Source organism: Pseudomonas sp. FBCC-B35 (genome assembly GCF_059133755.1).
Genome location: NZ_CP101439.1, coordinates 4347549 through 4368594 on the forward strand (window position 1 = coordinate 4347549; position 21046 = coordinate 4368594).

Genomic DNA, 21046 nt, shown 5'->3' on the forward strand with positions numbered 1-21046 from the left:
GCCGGCAGGTTATGCTGTCGGCAATCAGGGGGAGTTACCTATGCACATTTACAAAGTGGGGGGCGCTGTACGCGACCGTCTACTCGGGCGCCCGGTCAGTGATATCGACTGGCTTGTGGTAGGCGCCACGGTTGAAGACATGCTTGCCGAAGGATTTCGCCCGGTAGGCGCCGACTTTCCGGTGTTCCTGCACCCCAAGACCGGTGAGGAATATGCGCTGGCCCGCACCGAGCGCAAGAGCGGCAGGGGCTACGGTGGGTTTACCTTTCACGCAAGCCCGGACGTCACACTGGAGCAAGACCTGATACGCCGCGACTTGACCATCAACGCGATGGCCGAGGACGCGTGCGGTACGCTCTACGATCCTTACCAGGGCAAGGCCGATCTCGATCGACGCCTGCTTCGCCACGTTTCTCCGGCGTTCGCCGAAGATCCTCTGCGCGTATTGCGCGTGGCCCGTTTTGCTGCGCGCTATGCGCCCTTGGGTTTCAAGGTGGCCAATGACACGCTGGGCTTGATGCAGCACATCAGCGCGTCGGGTGAGTTGCTGGCGTTGACGGCAGAACGCACCTGGAAGGAAATCGAGCGGGCATTGATGGAAACGCACCCCCAGGTATTCTTCGAAGTCCTGCGAGCGTGCAATGCCCTGCAAGTGCTGCTGCCGGAACTGGAGCCTCACCCCCAGACCCTGGCCTCACTGGAACAGGCAGCCAAGCTTCAGCTTGCTTTGCCCATACGCTGGGCCTGTCTGCTGCATCCTTTGCCCACCGCGTCGATCAAAGCGCTCAATCAGCGCCTGAAAACCCCGCGAGAATGCCAGGAGCTGTCGATGCTGACCAGCCAGTGCCTGGAGCAGGCCAATCATGCCTTTGAGCTGCCTGCCCAGGCGCTGCTGGATCTGTTGCAAACGTTCGACGTTTACCGCAGACCGCAGCGTTTCGAGGACTTTCTAGCAGCGTGCAGGGCGATCGCGCAGGGCAACGGGCGGACAGACTACCGGCAGGCAGACTACTTGCAAGGGGCTATGGCCGCTGCCCGGGCCGTGGATGTGAAGCCGCTGGTTCAGGGTGGTCTCACCGGCCAGGCATTGGGTGAGGCCTTGAAAAATGAGCGCCTGCAGGCGCTCGATGCCTACAAGGGCAGCTAGCGACGATGCCGCGCAGCTCGCTCGACCTGCGCGGCAACCCCAGCAGCAGATGGCTGACATACCGGGACTTGCATCCGACAGTACGAGCCTCCATCAGCCAGGCGTCAGTTGCAACCCACGCCACTCGAAGGCGACTGGCGCCAGCACCTGATCGATCTGCGCCTCTTGCCATACCTGCGCCATGGTCTTGCCTACACCCGGGTGCACCAGTTCAGGCGCCAGCAGCGACAACGGCCACAGCACGAAGGCATTTTTCAGAATCTCGGCCCGGGGCAGCACCAACCCGTCGAAAGTGCCATGCAGGTCGTCATACATCAGCACGTCGATATCCAGGGGTAGGCCGAGTCGATCAGGGGCATACCGGCCATTGTCGGCCTCGATGAATTTCAGCCGCCGGTCCAGTTCGATCAACGGCAACGTCGTCTGCCCGGTCACCACGAAATTGATGAACGGCCCGCTCTTGATGCCCACCGCCTGGCTTTCGAAGGCTGGCGAGCAGCGCATGCCGGTCAGGATGGCGGCCAGCGCATCGAGGCCGGCACACAGGTGGGTGTGCCGATCGACGTTGCTGCCAAGGCCTAGGTATACCGTGCTCAGAGACATCCGCGCTCGATCTCCACGCCAACACCACCACGCGCTGCCGGCACTGCGCCCGGCTTGGTGAGCTTCAGGCGTACCCAAGGAATGCCGAACTCGTCCATCAACACGGCAACGAGGCGCTCGGCGAAGGTTTCGACCAACTCGAAGCGTGCCTGCTCGGCGAACCCCTGGATACGCGTCGAAACGCTCGCGTAATCGAGCGCAAGGGCGAGGTCGTCGCCCGCGGCCGCAGGCCTGTTGTCCCAGGCAAAGCTCAGGTCAAGCCGCAGGCACTGGCGAATATCCCGCTCCCAGTCATAGGCACCAATCACGGTATCGACTTCCAGGCCTTCGATGAACACTCTGTCCAAGCACTTCTCTCCACAGCACGACAAGGGCGACTGGCGCCGTTAGAATCAGGGCGTCCTCGCCCGGAATAGTTAGCATGTTTTGGTTACTGGCGCTGCTCGCCTACCTGCTCGGCTCGCTGTCCTTCGCCATTGTCCTGAGCCGCCTTGCAGGCAGCCCGGACCCGCGTTGCAGTGGTTCGGGCAATGCCGGCGCGACCAACATGCTGCGCCTGGCAGGGCGCAAGATGGCGATCCTGACCCTGCTTGGCGACCTGTGCAAGGGGCTGTTGCCGGTAATGCTCGCCCGCCTTGCCGGGCTGGACCTGCACGCGCAGGCCTGGATCGGTATCTGCGCAGTGCTGGGCCACCTGTTCCCCGTGTACTTTCGCTTTCGCGGTGGCAAGGGCGTCGCGACCGCGGCCGGCATGCTGGTCGGCCTGTACCTGCCTGCCGCATTGCTGGCCATCGTTGCCTGGCTACTGACCCTGTACCTCACCCGGACCAGTTCCCTGGCTGCGCTGATCGCAACACCGCTGACCCTGCCATTGCTGGCCTGGCGCCAGCCCGAGGCCCTGCTGCCGATGACGGTACTGACCGTCCTGATCGTATGGCGCCATCGCAGTAACCTGCGTGACCTGTTTGCAGGCCGCGAGCGGCACTTCTGAGCCCTACAGGGGCGGCAGCTGCTCCATCGGCCAGCGTGCCTGCACACTGATCGCCAGGTCCTGCTGCTGCCCCGCCAGCAGTCGCTGGCAGCCGGCATAGGCGATCATGGCTCCGTTGTCGGTGCAGAACTGCGGTCGGGCGTAATAGACATTGCCCTTGAGGTTGCCGAGCATGTCTTCCAACGAAGCGCGCAGGGCCTTGTTGGCGCTGACCCCCCCGGCGATGACCAACCGCTTGAGGCCCGTCTGCTTGAGCGCCCGCTTGCACTTGATGGTCAGAGTCTCTACCACCGCCTGCTGGAACGCCAGGGACACGTCGCAACGGGTTTGTTCGTTGTCGTCGCCAGCCTCCCGGCACTGCTGCCAGGTATTGAGGGCAAAGGTTTTCAAGCCACTGAAACTCATTGCCAGGCCTGGCCGATCGGTCATCGGTCGTGGGAACACGAACCGGCCCGGCGTGCCGCGCTCGGCAAGCCGGGCAATTTCCGGCCCACCGGGGTAGTTCAGCCCAATGAGCTTGGCGGTCTTGTCGAACGCCTCGCCGGCCGCATCGTCCAGGCTCTCGCCGAGCAACTCGTATTGACCGATGCCATCGACGCGCACCAGCTGGGTATGACCGCCGGAAACCAACAAGGCGACGAACGGAAACGCCGGCGGGTTTTCTTCCAGCATGGGCGCCAGCAGGTGGCCCTCCATGTGGTGTACACCGATGGCCGGGATATCCCAGGCAAAGGCCAGGGCCTGGGCGCAGGAGGCACCGACCAGGAGTGCGCCGACCAGCCCGGGGCCTGCGGTATAGGCGATGGCGTCGATTTCGGTGGCCACGCAGCCCGCTTCGTCCAGCACCTGGCGGATCAGCGGCAGCATGCGCTTGACGTGATCGCGCGATGCGAGCTCGGGCACCACGCCGCCGAATACGCGGTGCAGGTCGATCTGACTGAACAGCGCATCGGCCAGCAGGCCCCGCTCACTGTCGTATAATGCGACGCCGGTTTCGTCGCAGGATGTTTCCAATCCCAGTACTAGCATGGGCTCGTCCCTTGTGGGGGCTGAATTCGAAGGCGCGCATGATAGTCCCCGTGCAAGGTGCCGACCAGCGGTTTTCGATCAGAGGCTTTGCATTCCGGCTTGCTAAGGGTTAACATCCGCAACCCTTGAAAACCGACGTTCTCCAGCACACCTTTGTTTTGCCAGGAGCGCGTCTACCCCGGTAATGAATTAAGGTAGCCCTGGATGCCAGCCGTCAAAGTTAAAGAGAACGAACCCTTCGACGTAGCTCTGCGTCGTTTCAAGCGCTCCTGCGAAAAAGCCGGTGTACTGGCTGAAGTTCGTAGCCGCGAGTTTTACGAGAAGCCGACCGCAGAGCGTAAGCGTAAGGCAGCTGCCGCTGTCAAACGTCACGCCAAGAAAGTTCAGCGCGAACAGCGCCGCGCCGTTCGTCTGTACTAATACAGACGTTCATCGCAAAGCTTCTGCCCTGCCCGGTTAACCGCCGGGCGATGGCAGTGGTCGTTTCAAACTTGAGCAACTTGCTCAAGGCTCCATGCACCTGTTCAAGCACCGTGCATGCGGGCAACCTGCCTGAAACGTCAGAACTGGTCATTGTGCTGTAGGCCAGGCGTGCACGTCCGACTGACGGGCCTTATGGGCCGGCGACGAGCACTTATTCCCCGCATAGCTTCAAGCATCACCCGCTGCATTCGGCGCGTGAGCGATTAGACTTGCCAGTTGCCAGATTGACGAGACTGCCATGGCCGGGCTGATTCCCCAGAGTTTCATTGACGACCTCATCAACCGCCTCGACATCGTCGACGTGGTCAGCTCCCGTGTCCAACTGAAAAAAACCGGCAAGAATTATTCTGCCTGCTGCCCGTTCCACAAGGAAAAGACCCCGTCCTTCACCGTGAGCCCCGACAAGCAGTTCTATTACTGCTTTGGTTGCGGCGCCGGTGGCAATGCCCTTGGCTTCGTCATGGACCACGACAACCTGGATTTTCCCCAGGCCGTCGAGGAACTGGCACGCGCGGCAGGCATGGAAGTCCCGCGCGAGCAAGGCCGGCGCGACCAGAAACCGCGCCAGCCGACCGATTCCCCGTTGTATCCGCTGCTGGACGCCGCCTCGGAGTTCTACCGCCAGGCCCTGCGCAGTCACCCGACCCGCAAGGCGGCGGTGGAATACCTCAAGGGCCGCGGCTTATCCGGCGAAGTGGCGCGGGATTTTGGCCTGGGTTTCGCGCCGCCGGGCTGGGACAACCTGCTCAAGCACCTGGGTGCCGACACGCTGCAGCAGAAGGTCATGATCGATGCCGGCCTGCTGATCGAGAATGCCGAAACCGGTAAACGCTATGACCGCTTCCGCGATCGGGTGATGTTCCCGATTCGTGACAGCCGTGGCCGTATCATCGCCTTCGGCGGCAGGGTGCTAGGCGACGACAAGCCCAAGTACCTGAACTCCCCTGAAACGCCCGTGTTCCACAAGGGCCAGGAGCTGTACGGGCTGTACGAGGCCCGCAAGCACAACCGCAACCTCGACGAAATCATCGTGGTCGAGGGCTACATGGACGTGATTGCCCTGGCCCAGCAGGGCTTGCGCAACGCCGTGGCCACCCTGGGCACTGCCACCAGCGAAGAGCACCTCAAGCGCCTGTTTCGCGTGGTCCCGAGCGTACTGTTCTGCTTCGACGGCGACCAGGCCGGGCGCAAGGCGGCCTGGCGGGCGCTGGAGTCCGCCCTGTCGAACTTGCAGGACGGCCGTCGCGCGCGCTTTCTGTTCCTGCCCGAAGGCGAAGACCCGGACAGCCTGGTCCGCGCCGAAGGCACCGACGCCTTCATGGCCCGCATCAATCAGCACGCCCAACCGCTGGCCGATTACTTCTTCGAGCAGTTGAGCATCGAGGCAGACCCTCGCTCGCTCGAGGGCAAGGCGCACATGGCGACCCTGGCTGCACCGTTGATCGAAAAAATTCCGGGCGCCAACCTGCGTCAGCTGATGCGCAACCGCCTGCGGGACATCACCGGGCTCGATCCGCAGCAGGTCGAGCAACTGGCCCAGCAGGCCCCCGCGGCGCCCAGCGCAGACTACGATCCAGGCTATGACTACGACGCCATGGTCAGCTACACGCCTGATTACGGCGACATGCCGCAGCCCGATTATGCTGGCGCCCATCAGGAACAAGCCTGGACGCCAAAAAAGGCCGGCGGCAAGAAAGCCTGGAGCGACAAACCCTGGGACAAGCATCGCAAGGGCGGCAAGCCGTGGCAGCGTGACGAGCCCCCGCCCCGCGTGCCGGCACCGGTCGAACCGCCTACGCTGGCGGCGCTGCGTACGCTGCTGCACCATCCGCTGTTGGCCGGCAAGGTGGAGGACGCCAGCCATTTTGCCGACGAAGAACAGCTCTACAGCCAACTGCTGGTGGCATTGATCGAAGCTGCACAGAAAAATCCTGGGCTAAGCTCAATGCAGCTGATCGCACGCTGGCATGGCACCGAACAAGGTCGCCTGCTGCGGGCCTTGGCGGAGAAGGAATGGTTGATCGTGGCCGACAACCTTGAACAACAGTTTTTCGACACCATTACTAGCTTGTCCGCTCGCCAACGTGAGCGAAGCCTGGAACAACTGCTCAGGAAATCCCGTCAAAGCGAATTGACCAGCGAGGAAAAAACCCAGCTTCTCGCCTTGTTGAGCCGGAATGTTCCCGCACAAAACCCGACCTCATCTGGCGCGTGAGGTCCATGCTCGGGTATAATCCTCGGCTTGTTTTTTGCCCGCCAAGACCTTCAGTGGATAGGGTGTTATGTCCGGAAAAGCGCAACAGCAGTCTCGTATCAAAGAGTTGATCACCCGCGGTCGTGAGCAGGGCTACCTGACTTACGCGGAGGTCAACGACCACCTGCCTGAGGATATTTCAGATCCTGAACAGGTGGAAGACATCATCCGCATGATCAACGACATGGGGATCAACGTATTCGAGAGTGCTCCGGATGCGGATGCCCTTCTGTTGGCGGAAGCCGACACCGACGAAGCCGCGGCCGAAGAAGCCGCTGCTGCGTTGGCGGCAGTTGAGACCGATATCGGCCGCACGACCGACCCGGTACGCATGTACATGCGTGAAATGGGCACGGTCGAGCTGCTGACCCGTGAAGGCGAGATCGAAATCGCCAAGCGGATCGAGGAAGGCATTCGTGAAGTCATGGGCGCCATCGCCCACTTCCCGGGCACTGTCGATTACATTCTCGGCGAGTACGACCGCGTCACCACCGAAGGTGGCCGTCTGTCGGACGTCCTCAGTGGTTACATCGATCCCGATGACAACATCGCAGCACCGACAGAGGAAGTGCCGATTCCAGGCGCCAAGACTGCCGCTGCGAAGGAAGAGTCCGAGGACGAGGAAGAAGAGTCCGACAGCGACGACGAAGAAGAGACCGAAAGCGGTCCGGACCCTGTCGTTGCGGCCCAACGCTTCGGCGCGGTATCCGATCAGCTTCAGGCCACCAACAAGGTCCTGAAGAAGAACGGCCGTGATCACAAGGAAAGCATTGCTGCCCTGCAGGCACTGGCCGATCTGTTCATGCCGATCAAGCTGGTACCCAAGCAGTTCGAAGTGCTGGTCGAGCGCGTTCGCGGCGCACTGAGCCGCCTGCGTCAGCAAGAGCGCGCCATCATGCAGCTGTGCGTGCGTGATGCCCGCATGCCGCGTGCCGACTTCCTGCGCATGTTCCCGAGCAACGAAACCGACCAGACCTGGAGCGGTGACCTTGCCAAGCGCAACACCAAATGGGCTGCGGCCTTGGGTGAAAAGGACGCAGCTATCGTTGCGTGCCAGCAGAAACTGATCGACCTTGAGACCGAAACCGGCCTGACCGTTTCCGAAATCAAGGAAATCAACCGTCGCATGTCGATTGGCGAAGCCAAGGCTCGCCGCGCCAAGAAAGAAATGGTCGAGGCGAACCTGCGTCTGGTGATCTCCATCGCCAAGAAGTACACCAACCGTGGCTTGCAGTTCCTGGACCTGATCCAGGAAGGCAACATCGGCTTGATGAAGGCTGTGGACAAGTTCGAATACCGTCGCGGTTACAAGTTCTCGACCTATGCCACCTGGTGGATTCGTCAGGCGATTACCCGCTCCATCGCCGACCAGGCACGCACCATTCGTATTCCGGTGCACATGATCGAAACGATCAACAAGCTCAACCGCATTTCCCGGCAGATGCTGCAGGAAATGGGTCGTGAGCCGACCCCGGAAGAGTTGGGCGAGCGCATGGAAATGCCTGAGGACAAGATCCGCAAGGTACTGAAGATCGCCAAAGAGCCGATCTCCATGGAAACCCCGATCGGTGACGATGAAGATTCGCACCTGGGTGACTTCATCGAGGACTCGACCATGCAGTCCCCGATCGACGTGGCCACGGTCGAGAGCCTCAAGGAAGCGACCCGCGATGTCCTGTCCGGCCTCACGGCACGTGAAGCCAAGGTCCTGCGCATGCGCTTCGGCATCGACATGAACACCGATCACACCCTTGAAGAAGTGGGTAAGCAGTTCGACGTGACCCGCGAGCGGATCCGTCAGATCGAGGCGAAGGCGCTGCGCAAGCTGCGTCACCCGACTCGAAGCGAGCACCTGCGCTCCTTCCTCGACGAGTGATGACTAACCCCGGCCCAGGCCGGGGTTTTTTCTAGGCTTCGCACGCCACTGGCCATCCGTCTCCAAGGCCCTGTTAAGCCTGAAAAAACCTCCCTGACACCCATCCCAGAGGTGATTGGCCGTCTACACTCGACTCAGACCATTTGAATGCGAGAGGCCGCTATGCCCCTGATGCCGGCAATCCTGCTGGTGACCCTGAGCCTGTGGACCACGACGGGCGTTGCGCAAGTGCAACAGCCAAGTTCGGTCGCCGAGTACGTCGCCGTGGCGATGCCCAGCCCAACCACGGCGCAACCCGACTCCCCGCAAGCCTCCGCACAGCACGGCACTGCCCGCATGTTCTGGTCCGATCTGGTGGTGTACGGCGTACCCACCGTATTGTTGCTGGTACTGGTGCTGGCCACGGTCATGCGTATCAACCGGCGCCTGAGCTCCGAAATCTCCCGGCGCATCGCACTGGAACAGGAGCTGCGCAGCAGCGAGTACCATTACCGTGGTCTGGTCGAGAGCCTTTCAGCCATCGCCTGGGAAGCGGACGTGAACGATTTCACGTACAGCTATGTATCGCCCCATGCCGAAGCTTTGCTCGGTTACCCCCTGAGCAATTGGCTAAAGCCCGGTTTCTGGCGCAGCATCGTGCACCCTGACGATGCGTTATGGGCCCAGGCCTACTGCGAAAGCGAAACTGCCGCCGGGCGCGACCACAGCCTGGATTACCGGGTGATTCGTGCCGATGGCCAAGCGTTGTGGGTGCGCAACATCGTCAGCATGATCAAGCATGGTCACCAGCCCGTCATGCGCGGCCTGATGATCGACATCAGTGAAACCAAGCGCACCGAAGATGCGCTGCGTCTGTCCGAGCAGAAGTTTGCCTCGGTGTTCCAGCAGTGCCCGGACATCTTGCTGATCGCCCGCCACAGCGACGGCTGCTTGCTGGAGGTCAACGAAGCGTTCGAGGAGCAGATAGGCCTGACGCCTGGCCAGGTCATCGGCCGGACGGCGACCGAGCTCAATCTATGGGCAGTCGAGGGTTCAGGCCCTCGCTTGCTGGAGCGCCTGCACCTGGGCGGCATCCGCAACCTGGAAATGAGCTTCAGGCGCAGCAACGGCCAGGTGTTTACAGGGCTTACGTCTGCTGAAACCTTCGAACTCGACGGCACACCTGCGCTGGTGGTCGCCGTACGGGACATCAGCCAGCTCAAGGAAACCCAGCAACAACTGCAGATTTCCGAAGAAAAGTTCGCCAAGGCGTTTCATGCCTCACCAGACGGCCTGTTGCTGTCGCGTCAGCACGATGGCTTGCTGCTGGAGGTCAACGACGGGTTTTGCCGCCTGACCGGCTACGCCCTGCACCCGACCCTGGACCAGACGTCGCTGGACCTTGGCATCTGGGTAGACCTCAATGAACGCAAGCGTCTGCTCGACCAGCTCAACCGAGAAGGCTTCGTACGCGACTTCACCTGCCATATCCGCCGTAGCGACGGGCAGATTCGCCTGTGCGAATTGTCTGCGCGCCCGCTGCCAATCGCCGGCACCGACTGTATGTTGACCATCGCCCGGGACATTACCGAGCGCCACCTGATGCAGGAAAAACTGCAACTGGCCGCCACAGTGTTCGAAAACACGGCCGAGGGCGTGCTGATCACCGACATCGACCAGCGCATCAGTGCGGTGAACCGTGCCTTCAGCGAGATCACCGGCTACAGCGAGATCGAAGCGCTGGGTCAGACCCCTCGCCTGCTCGCCTCGGGCCAGCATGACAGCGCCTTCTACGCTGCCCTGTGGCATCAACTGACCGATGAAGGGCACTGGCAGGGCGAGATCTACAACAAACGCAAGAACGGCGAGCTGTACCCTAGCTGGCTGACCATCAGTGCCGTGCGCAATGCCGAGCGCGAGATCACGCACTTCGTGGCGGTGTTCGCCGACATCTCCAGCATCAAGCACGCACAAGCCGAGCTGGACTACCAGGCACATCACGACCCCCTTACTGGCCTGCCCAACCGTACCCTGTTCGAAAATCGGCTCCAGGCCGTGCTGACCTGTGGACAACTGTCCAATCGCCAAGGCGCCGTGCTGTTCCTGGACCTGGACCGTTTCAAGCACATCAACGACAGCCTCGGCCATCCGGTAGGCGACCTGCTGCTCAAGGGCATCGCACAGCGCCTCAAAGAGCAGGTGCGCGACGTGGACACCGTGGCGCGCCTGGGGGGCGACGAATTCATCATCCTGCTGCCTGGCCTGCACAAGCCCAGTGACGCGAGCACCATCGCCAACAAGCTGCTGGCGTGTTTCAACGCCCCCTTCCAGGCCGGCGAGCATGAGTTCTTCACCAGCGCCAGCATCGGCATAAGCCTCTACCCACACGACGGCAGCGATGTCGCCACGCTCATCCGCAACGCCGATGCCGCCATGTACCGCTCCAAGGCCAAGGGGCGCAACCGGGTGGAAGTCTATACCCGCGACCTTACTGCCCAGGCCAGTGAGCGTGTTGCCCTGGAGCACGAACTGCGCCGGGCCATCGAACGCAACGAGATGAGCCTGTGCTTCCAGCCCAAGCTCAGCCTGCAAACCCAGACTCTGGTCGGTGCCGAAGCCTTGATCCGCTGGAGCCACCCGACATTTGGCGAAGTGCCACCGGAGCATTTCATCCACCTGGCAGAGGAAAACGGCACCATCCTGCAACTGGGCGATTGGGTACTGGAACAGGCCTGCCGCCAGATGCAAGTCTGGAAACAGCGTTACGAACCCTTTGGCCCGCTGTCGATCAACCTGGCCGGCGCGCAGCTTCGCCAACCCAACCTGGCACGGCGCATCGAGGCACTGCTCAAGCAACACCAACTCAAGGCCGGCGATCTACAGCTGGAGATCACCGAGAACTTCATCATGAGCCAGGCCGAAGAAGCCCTCGCGGTTCTGCACCAGTTGAAGAAATTGGGCGTGCAACTGGCGATCGACGATTTTGGCACCGGTTATTCGTCGTTGAGCTACCTCAAGCGGCTGCCGCTGGACATCCTCAAGATCGACAAATCCTTCATCCGCGGCCTGCCCGACGACCCCCACGATGCCGCTATCGCCCGCGCCATCATCGCGCTGGGCCGCAGCATGCAGCTGACCATCATTGCCGAAGGCGTCGAGAACCAGGCCCAGCAGCGATTTCTGGCTACCGAAGGCTGCGAGCAGATCCAGGGCTACATCGTCAGCCTGCCCTTGCTGCCGGGGGAATTCGCTGCGCAATTTCTTCGTATAGCACTAACGGATCTTTCGGATGGCACAGGTGCGAAACCCTCGTTATAATCGCGCCTCCTACTGAGGGCCTATAGCTCAGTTGGTTAGAGCAGAGGACTCATAATCCTTTGGTCCACGGTTCGAGTCCGTGTGGGCCCACCATATTCAAAGCCGCGCACTGCGCGGCTTTCGGCTTTCTGGGTCGGCGGCGCGGGCGGCAAGGTCACCGTGGCTCAGGCCAGCAACCGGTCGATCAACGCCTGCTCGTAATCGTTGAGTGGCTGATCCTCGTAGAGCTTGTCGGAGGCCGCGACCAGCGCCTGGCCCTCGACCTCACGCCCACTGTCACCATAGACATGCCCAAGGTTCTCCAGCGACTGCAGGTTGCCGTGCTCTGAGAAGGAAATCAGGTACCAGCGCTCGGCCGCCTCGAGCTCGCCCAGTCGGTGATAGGCCACAGCCAGGTTGTGCTGGGCGTAGACGTGGTCGGACTCCAAGGCCTGCAACAACGCCTGCTTGGCCTGTTGATAGTCTTCGAGCTGCAAGTAAAGAAGGCCAAGATTGTTGTAGCCGTCGACATTGCCCAACTCGGCCGCGCGCCGGTAGGCCTGCTCAGCCTGCGGATAACGCTCTGCATGCAGATGGACGTCACCCAGCAAGTTCAACGCCTCCGGATGATCGTGGCGCACAGCCTTGTTGAGGTGTTCGACGGCAGCATCGTGATCGCCATCCTGGTAGGCCATGCTGCCCAGGTAGAAGTGGCTACGGACACAGTCGTACTCGGTGGCTTTCTGGAAGTATTGGCGGGCGGTGTCGTGGTCACCCTCCTGGAAGGCCATGCTGCCAAGGTTGTAGTGGCTGCCCGGATAGTCGTGCTCGGCAGCCCTCTGGAAGTGTCGGCGGGCAACGTCGTGATTACCGTCTTGGTAGGCCATGATGCCCAGGTTGTAGTGGCTGCCGGGATAATCACGGTCGGCGGCCCTCTGGAAGTGTCGATGAGCATTGGCGCGATCATCACGTGCCAGGCTCACCGCGCCAACGCCATTCATCCAGCGCGGGTCGTCGGGACACGCCTTGGCAAGGTTCTCGAAGCACTGCTGCGCAGCGTGCAGATCCTGTGCTCGGAACGCCGCCCAGCCCTGGTCATTGAGCGCAGTCGCCTGCTCGGCACTGAGCGTTTTTTTATTCGTGAACCACATGGTGTTTCCTGCCTTGCGAGGGTCTGCCATGTTAAGGGCGTATAGAAAAGCCAACAAGGTAATGGCTCTGCTGGGCAGGTTCGAACCACCTTCTTTGAAGCCGCGCAACTGTGCGGCTTTTTTGCATTTCATATCACGTCATGGGCCCGATGCCCGTGTTGAAACCGCCCTTGAGGCCACTATGTTCCCCGTTATGCATTAGACAGTGAGCCGAATAGGCGGCATTATCGGCTCATTTAATGAGCCGAATAGGCTCGCTAATCGGCTCACGTGAACGTAACCTATGAATGACCCGCAATGGATCTGGCAGCAGCCCGGTTGGCCAGGGTTTACTTGGCAAACTGAAACACTCGCCCCACTGCTGCACGCCTGCAGCCAGGCGCAGGGCCGTCTGTTGGGGATGCTCGATGCCGCAGGGCACGAAACTGAAGTGCAGAGCAGCCTGGATGCCATGCTGCAGAACATAATCACCTCTTCCGCCATCGAGGGCGAGCAACTGAATGTTGGTTCCGTGCGCTCATCGCTGGCGCAGCGCTTAGGGTTGAACGAGGAAAGCCAATCAGCCACACCGCGATCAGAAGGCCTGGCAGCATTGCTGCTCGATGCCACTCAGGGGTATGAACAAACGCTAGACACAGAACGGCTCTTCATTTGGCACCGCTGGTTGTTTCCAAGCGATGACCCGCTGATGTCAAGACCTCTGCATATCGGCACATTGCGCGGCGATGAGCCCATGCAGGTGGTTTCCGGTCGGCTCCACCGCCCGACGGTCCACTTCGAAGTACCTGCGCGAACTGGCCTGGAAACACAAGTGGCGGATTTTCTCGTCTGGTTCGAGCGCAGTCGCCGCGATGCCAGCCTGAACCCTTTCTTGCGTGCGGGTATCGCGCATCTTTGGTTCGTTACCCTGCACCCGTTCGATGACGGTAACGGCCGCCTTACCCGCGCCCTCACCGACTTGGCGTTGGCGCAAGGTGAACGACAAGCCATCCGTTTCTATGCGATGTCCGCGAGCATTCTCGACGACCGCGCCGGTTATTACCGCATCCTGGAAGCCAGTCAGAAAAGTGGGCTGGACATCACCCGTTGGCTGTATTGGTTTCTGACCACCTTGCTCAACAGCCTGGAAAAGGCTCTCGTACGTATTGATCGAGTACTGGCAAAGGCGCGATTCTGGCAGGCGCACCGCGGCCAGGGGTTATCCGCAGAGCAGGTAAAAGTACTCAACCGTCTGCTCGACGGTGGCGAGCGCGGCTTCGAGCAAGGTATCAGCGCAGCGCAGTACCAAGCCGTAGCGAAAGTTTCCAAAGCCACTGCTACTCGCCACCTCAGTGATCTTCTGGAAAAAGGCTGCATCGAACGCCTGCCCGGTGGCGGCCGCAGTACGCGTTACCAAATAGCCCAGTGAGCCTCAATGAACGTCTGAGCGCAGCGGGGCAATCCTCCTTGCCCCCACCCACCCAGCCTAGCTAGGCTACCTCCCCCCTTTCGCTCGCCGAGCCACGCCATGCCAGACCCTCGCCCGTTCGCCCTGGATGAAATCGACCGACAGCTGATCGCCCTGTTGCAGATCAATGCCCGCGAAAGCGTAGCCATGCTCGCGCGCCAGTTGGGCATCGCTCGCACCACGGTCAACTCACGGCTCGAGCGGTTGGAGAAGAACAAGGTGATTTCCGGTTATGGCGTGCGCTTGGGGCAGCAGGTGATGGGCGGTGGGCTACAAGCATATGTGGGCATCAAGGTGCAGCCACGCTCGGGCAAAGAGGTCGTCAAACGACTAAGCACGATGGCCGCTGTGCGGCAGTTGTGCGCAGTGAGCGGCGAGTTCGACTACGTGGCCTGGCTGCACACGGAGTCACCGGAGCAACTGGACCAGTTGCTGGACCGGATCGGCAACGTCGAGGGCGTCGAAAAAACCACCACGTCGATCATCCTCAGCAGCAAGGTGGATCGCGGTCAGGCGCTTTGAAACCCATGCTCATGAAGCCGAAATCGTCAAAGTGCTCACCTGACACGTCACTATGACCAACCCTGAGACATTTCGACCTCATTCTGCTTCTTAATAACGAAACGTCCCCTCTCTAAAATGACCGCCAGACGTCTCCTATACTCAGGCTCAGCACATCGCGCAGCCGCTCTGGCAAGGTCCTTCAATGAACAAGAACAACCGGCACCCTGACGACGGCAAGAAACCCATCACCATTTTCGGCCCGGATTTTCCATTCGCCTTCGATGACTGGCTGGAGCATCCGGCAGGCCTGGGCACGATTCCGGCGCAACGTCACGGCGAGGAAGTCGCGATCATCGGCGCCGGAATCGCCGGCTTGGTGGCCGCCTACGAGCTCATGAAACTGGGGCTCAAGCCAGTGGTGTACGAAGCCTCGAAACTGGGTGGCCGGCTGCGCTCGCAAGCCTTCAATGGCACCGATGGCATCGTCGCCGAGTTGGGTGGCATGCGCTTTCCGGTCTCGTCCACGGCGTTCTATCACTACGTGGACAAGCTAGGGTTGCAGACCAAGCCCTTCCCTAACCCGTTGAGCTCGGCCTCCAGCAGCACGGTGATCGACCTCGAAGGCCAGACCTACTACGCCGAAACCCCTGCCGATCTTCCCCAGTTGTTTCATGAAGTGGCCGACGCCTGGGCTGACGCGCTGGAAAGCGGTGCGCAATTCGCCGATATCCAGCAAGCGATCCGTGATCGCGATGTACCACGCCTCAAGGCGCTGTGGAACAAACTCGTACCGCTGTGGGACGACCGCACGTTCTACGACTTCGTCGCCACCTCGCGCTCGTTCGCCAAGCTCAGCTTCCTGCACCGCGAAGTGTTCGGTCAGGTAGGCTTCGGCACAGGCGGTTGGGACTCTGACTTCCCCAACTCGATGCTGGAAATCTTCCGGGTGGTCATGACCAACTGCGATGATCATCAGCATCTGATCGTGGGCGGCGTGGAGCAGGTACCGCAAGGTATCTGGCGTCATCGGCCCGAGCGCTGCGCCCATTGGCCCGAGGGCACCAGCTTGCGGTCCCTGCATGGCGGCGCACCCCGCACCGGGGTCAAGCGGATCCAGCGCGCTGCCGATGGCCGCCTGGCCGTCACCGACAACTGGGGTGATACCCGCCAGTACGGCGCCGTGCTCGCCACCTGCCAGACGTGGTTGCTGACCACCCAGATCGACTGCGAAGAATCGCTGTTCTCCCAGAAAATGTGGATGGCACTGGACCGCACCCGCTACATGCAGTCGTCGAAAACCTTCGTCATGGTCGACAGGCCGTTCTGGAAGGACAAGGACCCGGAAACCGGCCGCGACCTGCTGAGCATGACCCTGACCGACCGCCTGACCCGCGGCACGTACCTGTTCGATAACGGCGACGACAAGCCGGGGGTCATCTGCCTGTCCTATGCCTGGATGAGCGATGCCTTGAAAATGCTGCCACACCCGGTCGAGAAACGCGTGCAGCTGGCCTTGGACGCGCTGAAGAAGATCTATCCGAAGACCGACATCGCCGGCCACATCATTGGCGATCCGATCACGGTGTCGTGGGAAGCGGACCCGTATTTCCTCGGCGCCTTCAAAGGCGCTCTGCCCGGTCATTACCGCTACAACCAACGCATGTATGCCCACTTCATGCAAAAGGACATGCCCGCCGAGCAGCGCGGCATCTTCATTGCCGGCGACGACGTGTCCTGGACGCCTGCCTGGGTGGAGGGCGCCGTGCAGACGTCGCTCAATGCGGTGTGGGGTATCATCAATCACTTCGGCGGGCATACCCACCCCGAGAATCCGGGGCCAGGCGATGTGTTCGACGAGATCGGCCCGATCGCGCTGGCCGACTGACCCAGGAGCTGTCATGCGCATAGCCTTGTTCCAAGCGCCGCCTGGCCCGCTGGATGTGCCCGGCAACCTGCAGCGGCTGCGCGACCAGGCGCAGTTGGCGGCCGGCCAGGGCGCGTCACTGTTGGTTTGCCCGGAAATGTTTCTGACCGGCTACAACATCGGCTCGGCCCAGGTGCAGCAACTGGCCGAAGCCTGCGATGGCCCGTCAGCGCAGCACATCATGCAGACAGCGCAGACCTATGGTATCGCCATCGCCTACGGTTACCCGGAACGCGACCCAAACGGTGCCGTTTTCAACAGCGCGCAACTGATCGCTGCCGATGGCCGCACCCTGGGCAACTACCGCAAGACGCATCTGTTCGGTGAGCTTGATCGCACGATGTTCACGCAGGGGCCGGATCATTTTCCGGTCGTCGAGCTGGACGGCTGGAAAGTCGGCCTGCTGATCTGCTACGACATCGAGTTCCCGGAAAATGCCCGTCGGCTGGCCTTGGCCGGCGCCGAGCTCATCCTGGTCCCGACAGCCAACATGAAGCCTTACGACTTCGTTTGCCAGGTGACGGTGCGGGCCCGGGCCCAGGAAAACCAGTGTTACCTGGTGTATGCCAACTACTGCGGCACGGAAGACGCCATCGACTATTGCGGACAAAGCAGCATCGTCGGCCCGGATGGCGGCGTGTTGGGCATGGCAGGCCATGAAGAATGCCTGCTGCTGGCCGAGCTGGAACAGCAAGCCGTGGTGCAAGGCCGTCGAGCATTCCCCTACCTCACCGACCTGCGTCAGGCCTTGCACGGACGAACGCCTGGGCAGGATCACTGACAGCGCAGCGCTTGCAGGCTAGCATGGTCGGACCACACGGAGCCCCCATGCCTGACACCATCCGCCAGCTCACCCTTGCCAACGGCCTGCAGCTCACCCTGCGCCACGCCCCTCGTCTCAAGCGCGCCGCGGCGGCGCTCAGGGTGCACGCGGGCAGCCACGACGCCCCTGCCAAGTGGCCTGGGCTGGCGCATTTTCTCGAGCACCTGTTCTTTCTGGGGACAACGCGTTATCCCCTCGAAAATGGCCTGATGCGCTACGTGCAGGCGCTCGGCGGCCAGGTCAATGCAAGCACCCGCGAGCGGACGACGGACTTCTTCTTCGAAACCCCGCCCACAGCCTTGGCGGGCGGTTTGATGCGGCTGTGCCAGATGCTGGCCGAGCCGGACCTGGCCATCGCCCGCCAACGCGACGAGCGCGAAGTGATCCACGCCGAATTCATCGCCTGGTCGCGCAGTCGTCAGGCCCAGGCGCATCATGCCTTGCTGCAATCCGTCGCGCCGTGTCATCCGTTGCGCGCCTTCCAGGCCGGTAACCGTTACACCTTAACGCTGCAAGACCCCGCCTTCCAGCAAGCACTGAGGGACTTTCACCGACGCTATTACCAGGGAGGCCAAATGGTGCTGGCGGTGAGCGGCCCTCAGTCCCTGGATGAACTGGAACAGTTGGCCGTGCCCCCCGCGCAACTGTTCGCCAGCGGCACGCGCGAGCTGCGGCGCCCTCCACCCCCATTGGGCACAAGCTGCAACCCGCAACTGTTCGCTCATGACCAGATGCCGGCCGGCGCAGAGCATGCCCTAGCGCTGCTGATCAGTTGCCTGAACGACAGCCGGCCCGGTATGTGGCTCGCTGCCGCGCGCCAGCACTGCGGGTTGCAGGCCATCAAGGTTGAAACGCTCTACGCCTTCGCCGGGCAATTGCTCTGGCACATCGATCTGACGCCAGGCACCGGTGTGGCTGTTGGGCAGGCCATGGCCCTGCTTCACGGCTGGTTCGGATACATGCAGAACGCGGACTTGGCGCAGCTCAATCGAGAATTCGGGCGCTTGCAAAGGCGTCGTGAGCACAGCGCCAGCGCCATGGAGCTGGCACGCAGGGACAGCGCAGGGCTTCCCTTTACCGCGCTCGACACACAGGGCCAGCGCGCTTTTGCTGCGCTTCTGGCGAGCCTGCCCCATTCGGACCAGGGTCGCTGGCAGCTCCCTGTGAGCGAGCCGTTGCTGCACACACCGTTGCCTGAGACCGGTGAGTGGTCCTTACCCGGTGGACTGAGCATCAGCGACGCCTTGCCTGCCACGCGTCAGCACGCAGCCCTGCTTGTGCGTTGGCAGGTACCCCTTGCTTTGAAGGAATCACTGCATGCCGTTCTGGATCAAGCCCTGGCCCCACTCAAAGCGCGCTGCGAACGCGCTTCGGTACAGCTGAGTTTCGCCAGGGCCGGCCAGGGATGGGCGCTGCGCTGCGCAGGCGTAGCTTCGGCCGTGGTCACCGCCATGGGGATTGCCCTGCCATTGTTGAAGGCCCCGCCGGCCGACTGCTGGGCTGACCGCGCGGTACCACCCAATGAGCCCATGCCCATCAGGGCACTGCTCGAGCAGTTGCCAAACGCCGTGGCAGGCCTCGACGTGCAGGCGGAGACCGTGTCACGGCAAAGCCAGGCCCAACTCGACAGGCTCTGGCAACAGGCCACCTGGCGTGGGTTGGCTGTGGGTTTCGATACAGATACACAGCGGGCACTGGCAGCCGTCCTGCAAGGCCTGCCTGGCCATGGCCGCGCGCCTGTTCCCGTCCCACCGCCCGCCCGTCGTTGGCACACGGTGGACGGGTACGGCAGCGAGCATGCCCTGCTGTTGTTCTACCCTCTGCCAGCGGGCATGGAGGTAGCGGGCAGGCTGCTGGCTCACCTGCTTCAAGGCCCTGTCTATCAACGTTTGCGGGTCGAACTGCAACTGGGCTATGCGGTGTTCAGCGCCATGCGCCAGGTGGAGGGCGTGCACGGGCTGATGATCGGCGTGCAATCGCCCCACGCCAGCCCGGCCATGATCCTGGAACAGGTGGTCACCTTGTTGCGCGAGCGCGTCACGCTCGATCTTTCCTCGCAGCAACTGCTGGCCGATCAGTTCGATGAAGCGGTGATGAGCAACGCCGAGGTCGTGGAGTGGGCCTGGCAGACACACCTGGCTACACAACCCTGGACGCTGGATGGCGTACGCAGGGCTATCCTCAATGTGCGGCAGCATGATCTGGACAGGCTGCAGGACGCATTGCTCAATGGGCAGGCGCCCTGGATCTGTCTGGCCACCGCTGCCGCGCCACCTGACTTTCAGGCCAAGCAGCGCGAGATTATTGCACCTGGTGCAACGCTACTTTCCTGATACACAGTCTTCGGATGAACGGTTTTCTTGTAAGATAGCGCAACCCTGATTCAGGGAACCTCCTGCCCATGGCGGTACCCAAGTAGTAGTCAAGCGTTCCTCAAACCCATTCGGAAGGAGTAATCCCATGTGGACCAAACCTGCATACACTGACCTGCGTATCGGCTTCGAAGTCACCATGTACTTCGCCAACCGCTAAGCACGGCTTAGGGTACGACGCCTCGGCCTGCCGGGGCGTTTTCGTTTTTCAGGCATGACTTTCCGCACAGCATAGAGAGCACCCATGTATATCCAGGTTCTCGGCTCGGCCGCCGGTGGCGGATTTCCGCAGTGGAACTGCAACTGCGTCAATTGCAAGGGCTTCAGGGACGGTACCCTGCGGGCCACTGCCCGCACCCAGTCATCCATCGCCCTGTCCGACGACGGTGTGCATTGGGTGTTGTGCAACGCTTCGCCAGACATTCGCGCACAGCTTCAGGCCTTCGCGCCCATGCAGCCTGCCCGGGGTCTGCGCGACACCGGCATAGACGCCATCATCCTGCTGGACAGCCAGATCGACCACACCACTGGCCTGCTCAGCCTGCGCGAAGGTTGCCCGCATCCGGTGTGGTGCACCGACATGGTCCATCAGGACCTGACCACCGGCTTTCCGCTGTTCACCATGCTCAGCCACTGGAACGGCGGCCTGCAATGGAACCGTATCGAGCTTGAGGGCAGTTTCGTCATCCAGGCCTGCCCCAACCTGCGGTTCACCCCTTTCCCGCTGCGCAGTGCGGCGCCGCCTTATTCGCCACACCGTTTCGACCCGCACCCAGGCGATAACCTCGGCCTGCTGGTCGAGGACACCCGCACCGGTGGCAAGCTGTTCTATGCGCCCGGCCTTGGCCAGGTGGACGAGCAACTGCTGGAGATGATGCAAGGCGCCGACTGTCTGCTGGTCGATGGCACCTTGTGGGAAGACGACGAAATGCAGCGCCGCGGTGTGGGCACGCGCACCGGCCGTGAAATGGGCCACCTGGCCCAGAACGGCGCCGGCGGCATGCTCGAGGTGCTCGACGGCTTTGCACGCCAGCGCAAAGTGCTCATCCACATCAACAACACCAACCCGATCCTCGACGAAGACTCCCCCGAGCGTGCCGAAGTGCTGCGCCGCGGTGTGGAAGTGGCCTTCGACGGCATGAGCATCGAGTTGTAACGGGCCTGCC

The 21046-nt window shown here is 61.9% G+C and carries 16 protein-coding genes, 1 tRNA gene and 1 pseudogene; 14 read left to right on the forward strand and 4 right to left on the reverse strand.

Going from position 1 to position 21046, the window contains the following annotated elements:
* Window positions 1–40 precede the first annotated feature (40 nt).
* Complete coding sequence (locus NMB38_RS19845) at window positions 41–1147, forward strand: multifunctional CCA addition/repair protein (RefSeq protein ID WP_280077602.1); 1107 nt, start codon at window positions 41–43, stop codon at window positions 1145–1147.
* Between the two features lie 93 nt (window positions 1148–1240).
* Here the strand turns inward: NMB38_RS19845 and folK are convergent, their stop codons facing one another.
* Window positions 1241–1750, reverse strand: a complete 510-nt coding sequence (gene folK, locus NMB38_RS19850) for a 2-amino-4-hydroxy-6-hydroxymethyldihydropteridine diphosphokinase (protein WP_482577151.1) — start codon at window positions 1748–1750, stop codon at window positions 1241–1243.
* The gene (gene folB / locus NMB38_RS19855) at window positions 1741–2097 is read right to left on the reverse strand and encodes a dihydroneopterin aldolase (RefSeq protein WP_027913621.1); all 357 of its coding nucleotides are present in this window, start codon (window positions 2095–2097) and stop codon (window positions 1741–1743) included. Before folB ends, folK begins: the two co-directional genes overlap by 10 nt.
* A 74-nt stretch (window positions 2098–2171) precedes the next feature.
* Here folB and plsY point away from each other — a divergent pair, with 74 nt between their 5' ends.
* Window positions 2172–2741 (forward strand): glycerol-3-phosphate 1-O-acyltransferase PlsY, encoded by a 570-nt coding sequence (gene plsY, locus NMB38_RS19860; protein WP_027913620.1) that lies wholly within the window; start codon window positions 2172–2174, stop codon window positions 2739–2741.
* Window positions 2742–2744: 3 nt separating this feature from the next.
* Here the strand turns inward: plsY and tsaD are convergent, their stop codons facing one another.
* Window positions 2745–3770, reverse strand: coding sequence for a tRNA (adenosine(37)-N6)-threonylcarbamoyltransferase complex transferase subunit TsaD (gene tsaD / locus NMB38_RS19865; RefSeq protein ID WP_058603029.1), 1026 nt, complete (start codon window positions 3768–3770; stop codon window positions 2745–2747).
* A 204-nt stretch (window positions 3771–3974) separates the two neighbouring features.
* Here tsaD and rpsU point away from each other — a divergent pair, with 204 nt between their 5' ends.
* The 5 genes and pseudogenes from rpsU to NMB38_RS19890 all read left to right on the forward strand — a co-directional run bounded on the left by rpsU (window position 3975) and on the right by NMB38_RS19890 (window position 11773).
* Complete coding sequence (rpsU, locus tag NMB38_RS19870; RefSeq protein WP_003255575.1) at window positions 3975–4190, forward strand: 30S ribosomal protein S21; 216 nt, start codon at window positions 3975–3977, stop codon at window positions 4188–4190.
* A gap of 301 nt (window positions 4191–4491) precedes the next feature.
* Window positions 4492–6468 carry a DNA primase gene (gene dnaG, locus NMB38_RS19875; protein WP_023532591.1) on the forward strand — a complete coding sequence of 659 codons (1977 nt, stop codon included), beginning with the start codon at window positions 4492–4494 and terminating at the stop codon, window positions 6466–6468.
* Between the two features lie 67 nt (window positions 6469–6535).
* The gene (gene rpoD, locus NMB38_RS19880; protein WP_027913617.1) at window positions 6536–8383 is read left to right on the forward strand and encodes an RNA polymerase sigma factor RpoD; all 1848 of its coding nucleotides are present in this window, start codon (window positions 6536–6538) and stop codon (window positions 8381–8383) included.
* Between the two features lie 333 nt (window positions 8384–8716).
* Window positions 8717–11680, forward strand: a pseudogene (locus NMB38_RS19885) (EAL domain-containing protein); the annotation flags it as partial.
* Window positions 11681–11696: 16 nt separating this feature from the next.
* Window positions 11697–11773 (forward strand) — tRNA-Ile (locus tag NMB38_RS19890).
* A 71-nt stretch (window positions 11774–11844) separates the two neighbouring features.
* On the opposite strand, the gene NMB38_RS19895 is transcribed toward NMB38_RS19890, so the two are convergent.
* Complete coding sequence (locus NMB38_RS19895) at window positions 11845–12810, reverse strand: tetratricopeptide repeat protein (protein ID WP_028686626.1); 966 nt, start codon at window positions 12808–12810, stop codon at window positions 11845–11847.
* A gap of 283 nt (window positions 12811–13093) precedes the next feature.
* Here NMB38_RS19895 and NMB38_RS19900 point away from each other — a divergent pair, with 283 nt between their 5' ends.
* The 7 genes from NMB38_RS19900 (at window position 13094) to pqqB (ending at window position 21036) form a co-directional block, all read left to right on the forward strand.
* Window positions 13094–14218 (forward strand): Fic family protein, encoded by a 1125-nt coding sequence (locus tag NMB38_RS19900; RefSeq protein WP_028686627.1) that lies wholly within the window; start codon window positions 13094–13096, stop codon window positions 14216–14218.
* Between the two features lie 99 nt (window positions 14219–14317).
* The gene (locus NMB38_RS19905) at window positions 14318–14779 is read left to right on the forward strand and encodes an Lrp/AsnC family transcriptional regulator (RefSeq protein ID WP_028686628.1); all 462 of its coding nucleotides are present in this window, start codon (window positions 14318–14320) and stop codon (window positions 14777–14779) included.
* Window positions 14780–14963: 184 nt separating this feature from the next.
* On the forward strand, window positions 14964–16646 hold the full coding sequence (locus NMB38_RS19910) for a flavin monoamine oxidase family protein (RefSeq protein WP_027913612.1): 1683 nt from the start codon (window positions 14964–14966) through the stop codon (window positions 16644–16646).
* Between the two features lie 13 nt (window positions 16647–16659).
* A complete protein-coding gene (locus NMB38_RS19915) occupies window positions 16660–17466 on the forward strand; it encodes a carbon-nitrogen hydrolase family protein (RefSeq protein ID WP_028686629.1) in 807 nt (268 codons plus the stop codon).
* 47 nt (window positions 17467–17513) lie between these two features.
* Window positions 17514–19841 (forward strand): pyrroloquinoline quinone biosynthesis protein PqqF, encoded by a 2328-nt coding sequence (pqqF, locus tag NMB38_RS19920; protein WP_236166768.1) that lies wholly within the window; start codon window positions 17514–17516, stop codon window positions 19839–19841.
* A gap of 127 nt (window positions 19842–19968) precedes the next feature.
* A complete protein-coding gene (pqqA, locus tag NMB38_RS19925; protein ID WP_003243383.1) occupies window positions 19969–20040 on the forward strand; it encodes a pyrroloquinoline quinone precursor peptide PqqA in 72 nt (23 codons plus the stop codon).
* A gap of 84 nt (window positions 20041–20124) precedes the next feature.
* Window positions 20125–21036 (forward strand): pyrroloquinoline quinone biosynthesis protein PqqB, encoded by a 912-nt coding sequence (pqqB, locus tag NMB38_RS19930; RefSeq protein WP_027913610.1) that lies wholly within the window; start codon window positions 20125–20127, stop codon window positions 21034–21036.
* Window positions 21037–21046 lie beyond the last annotated feature (10 nt).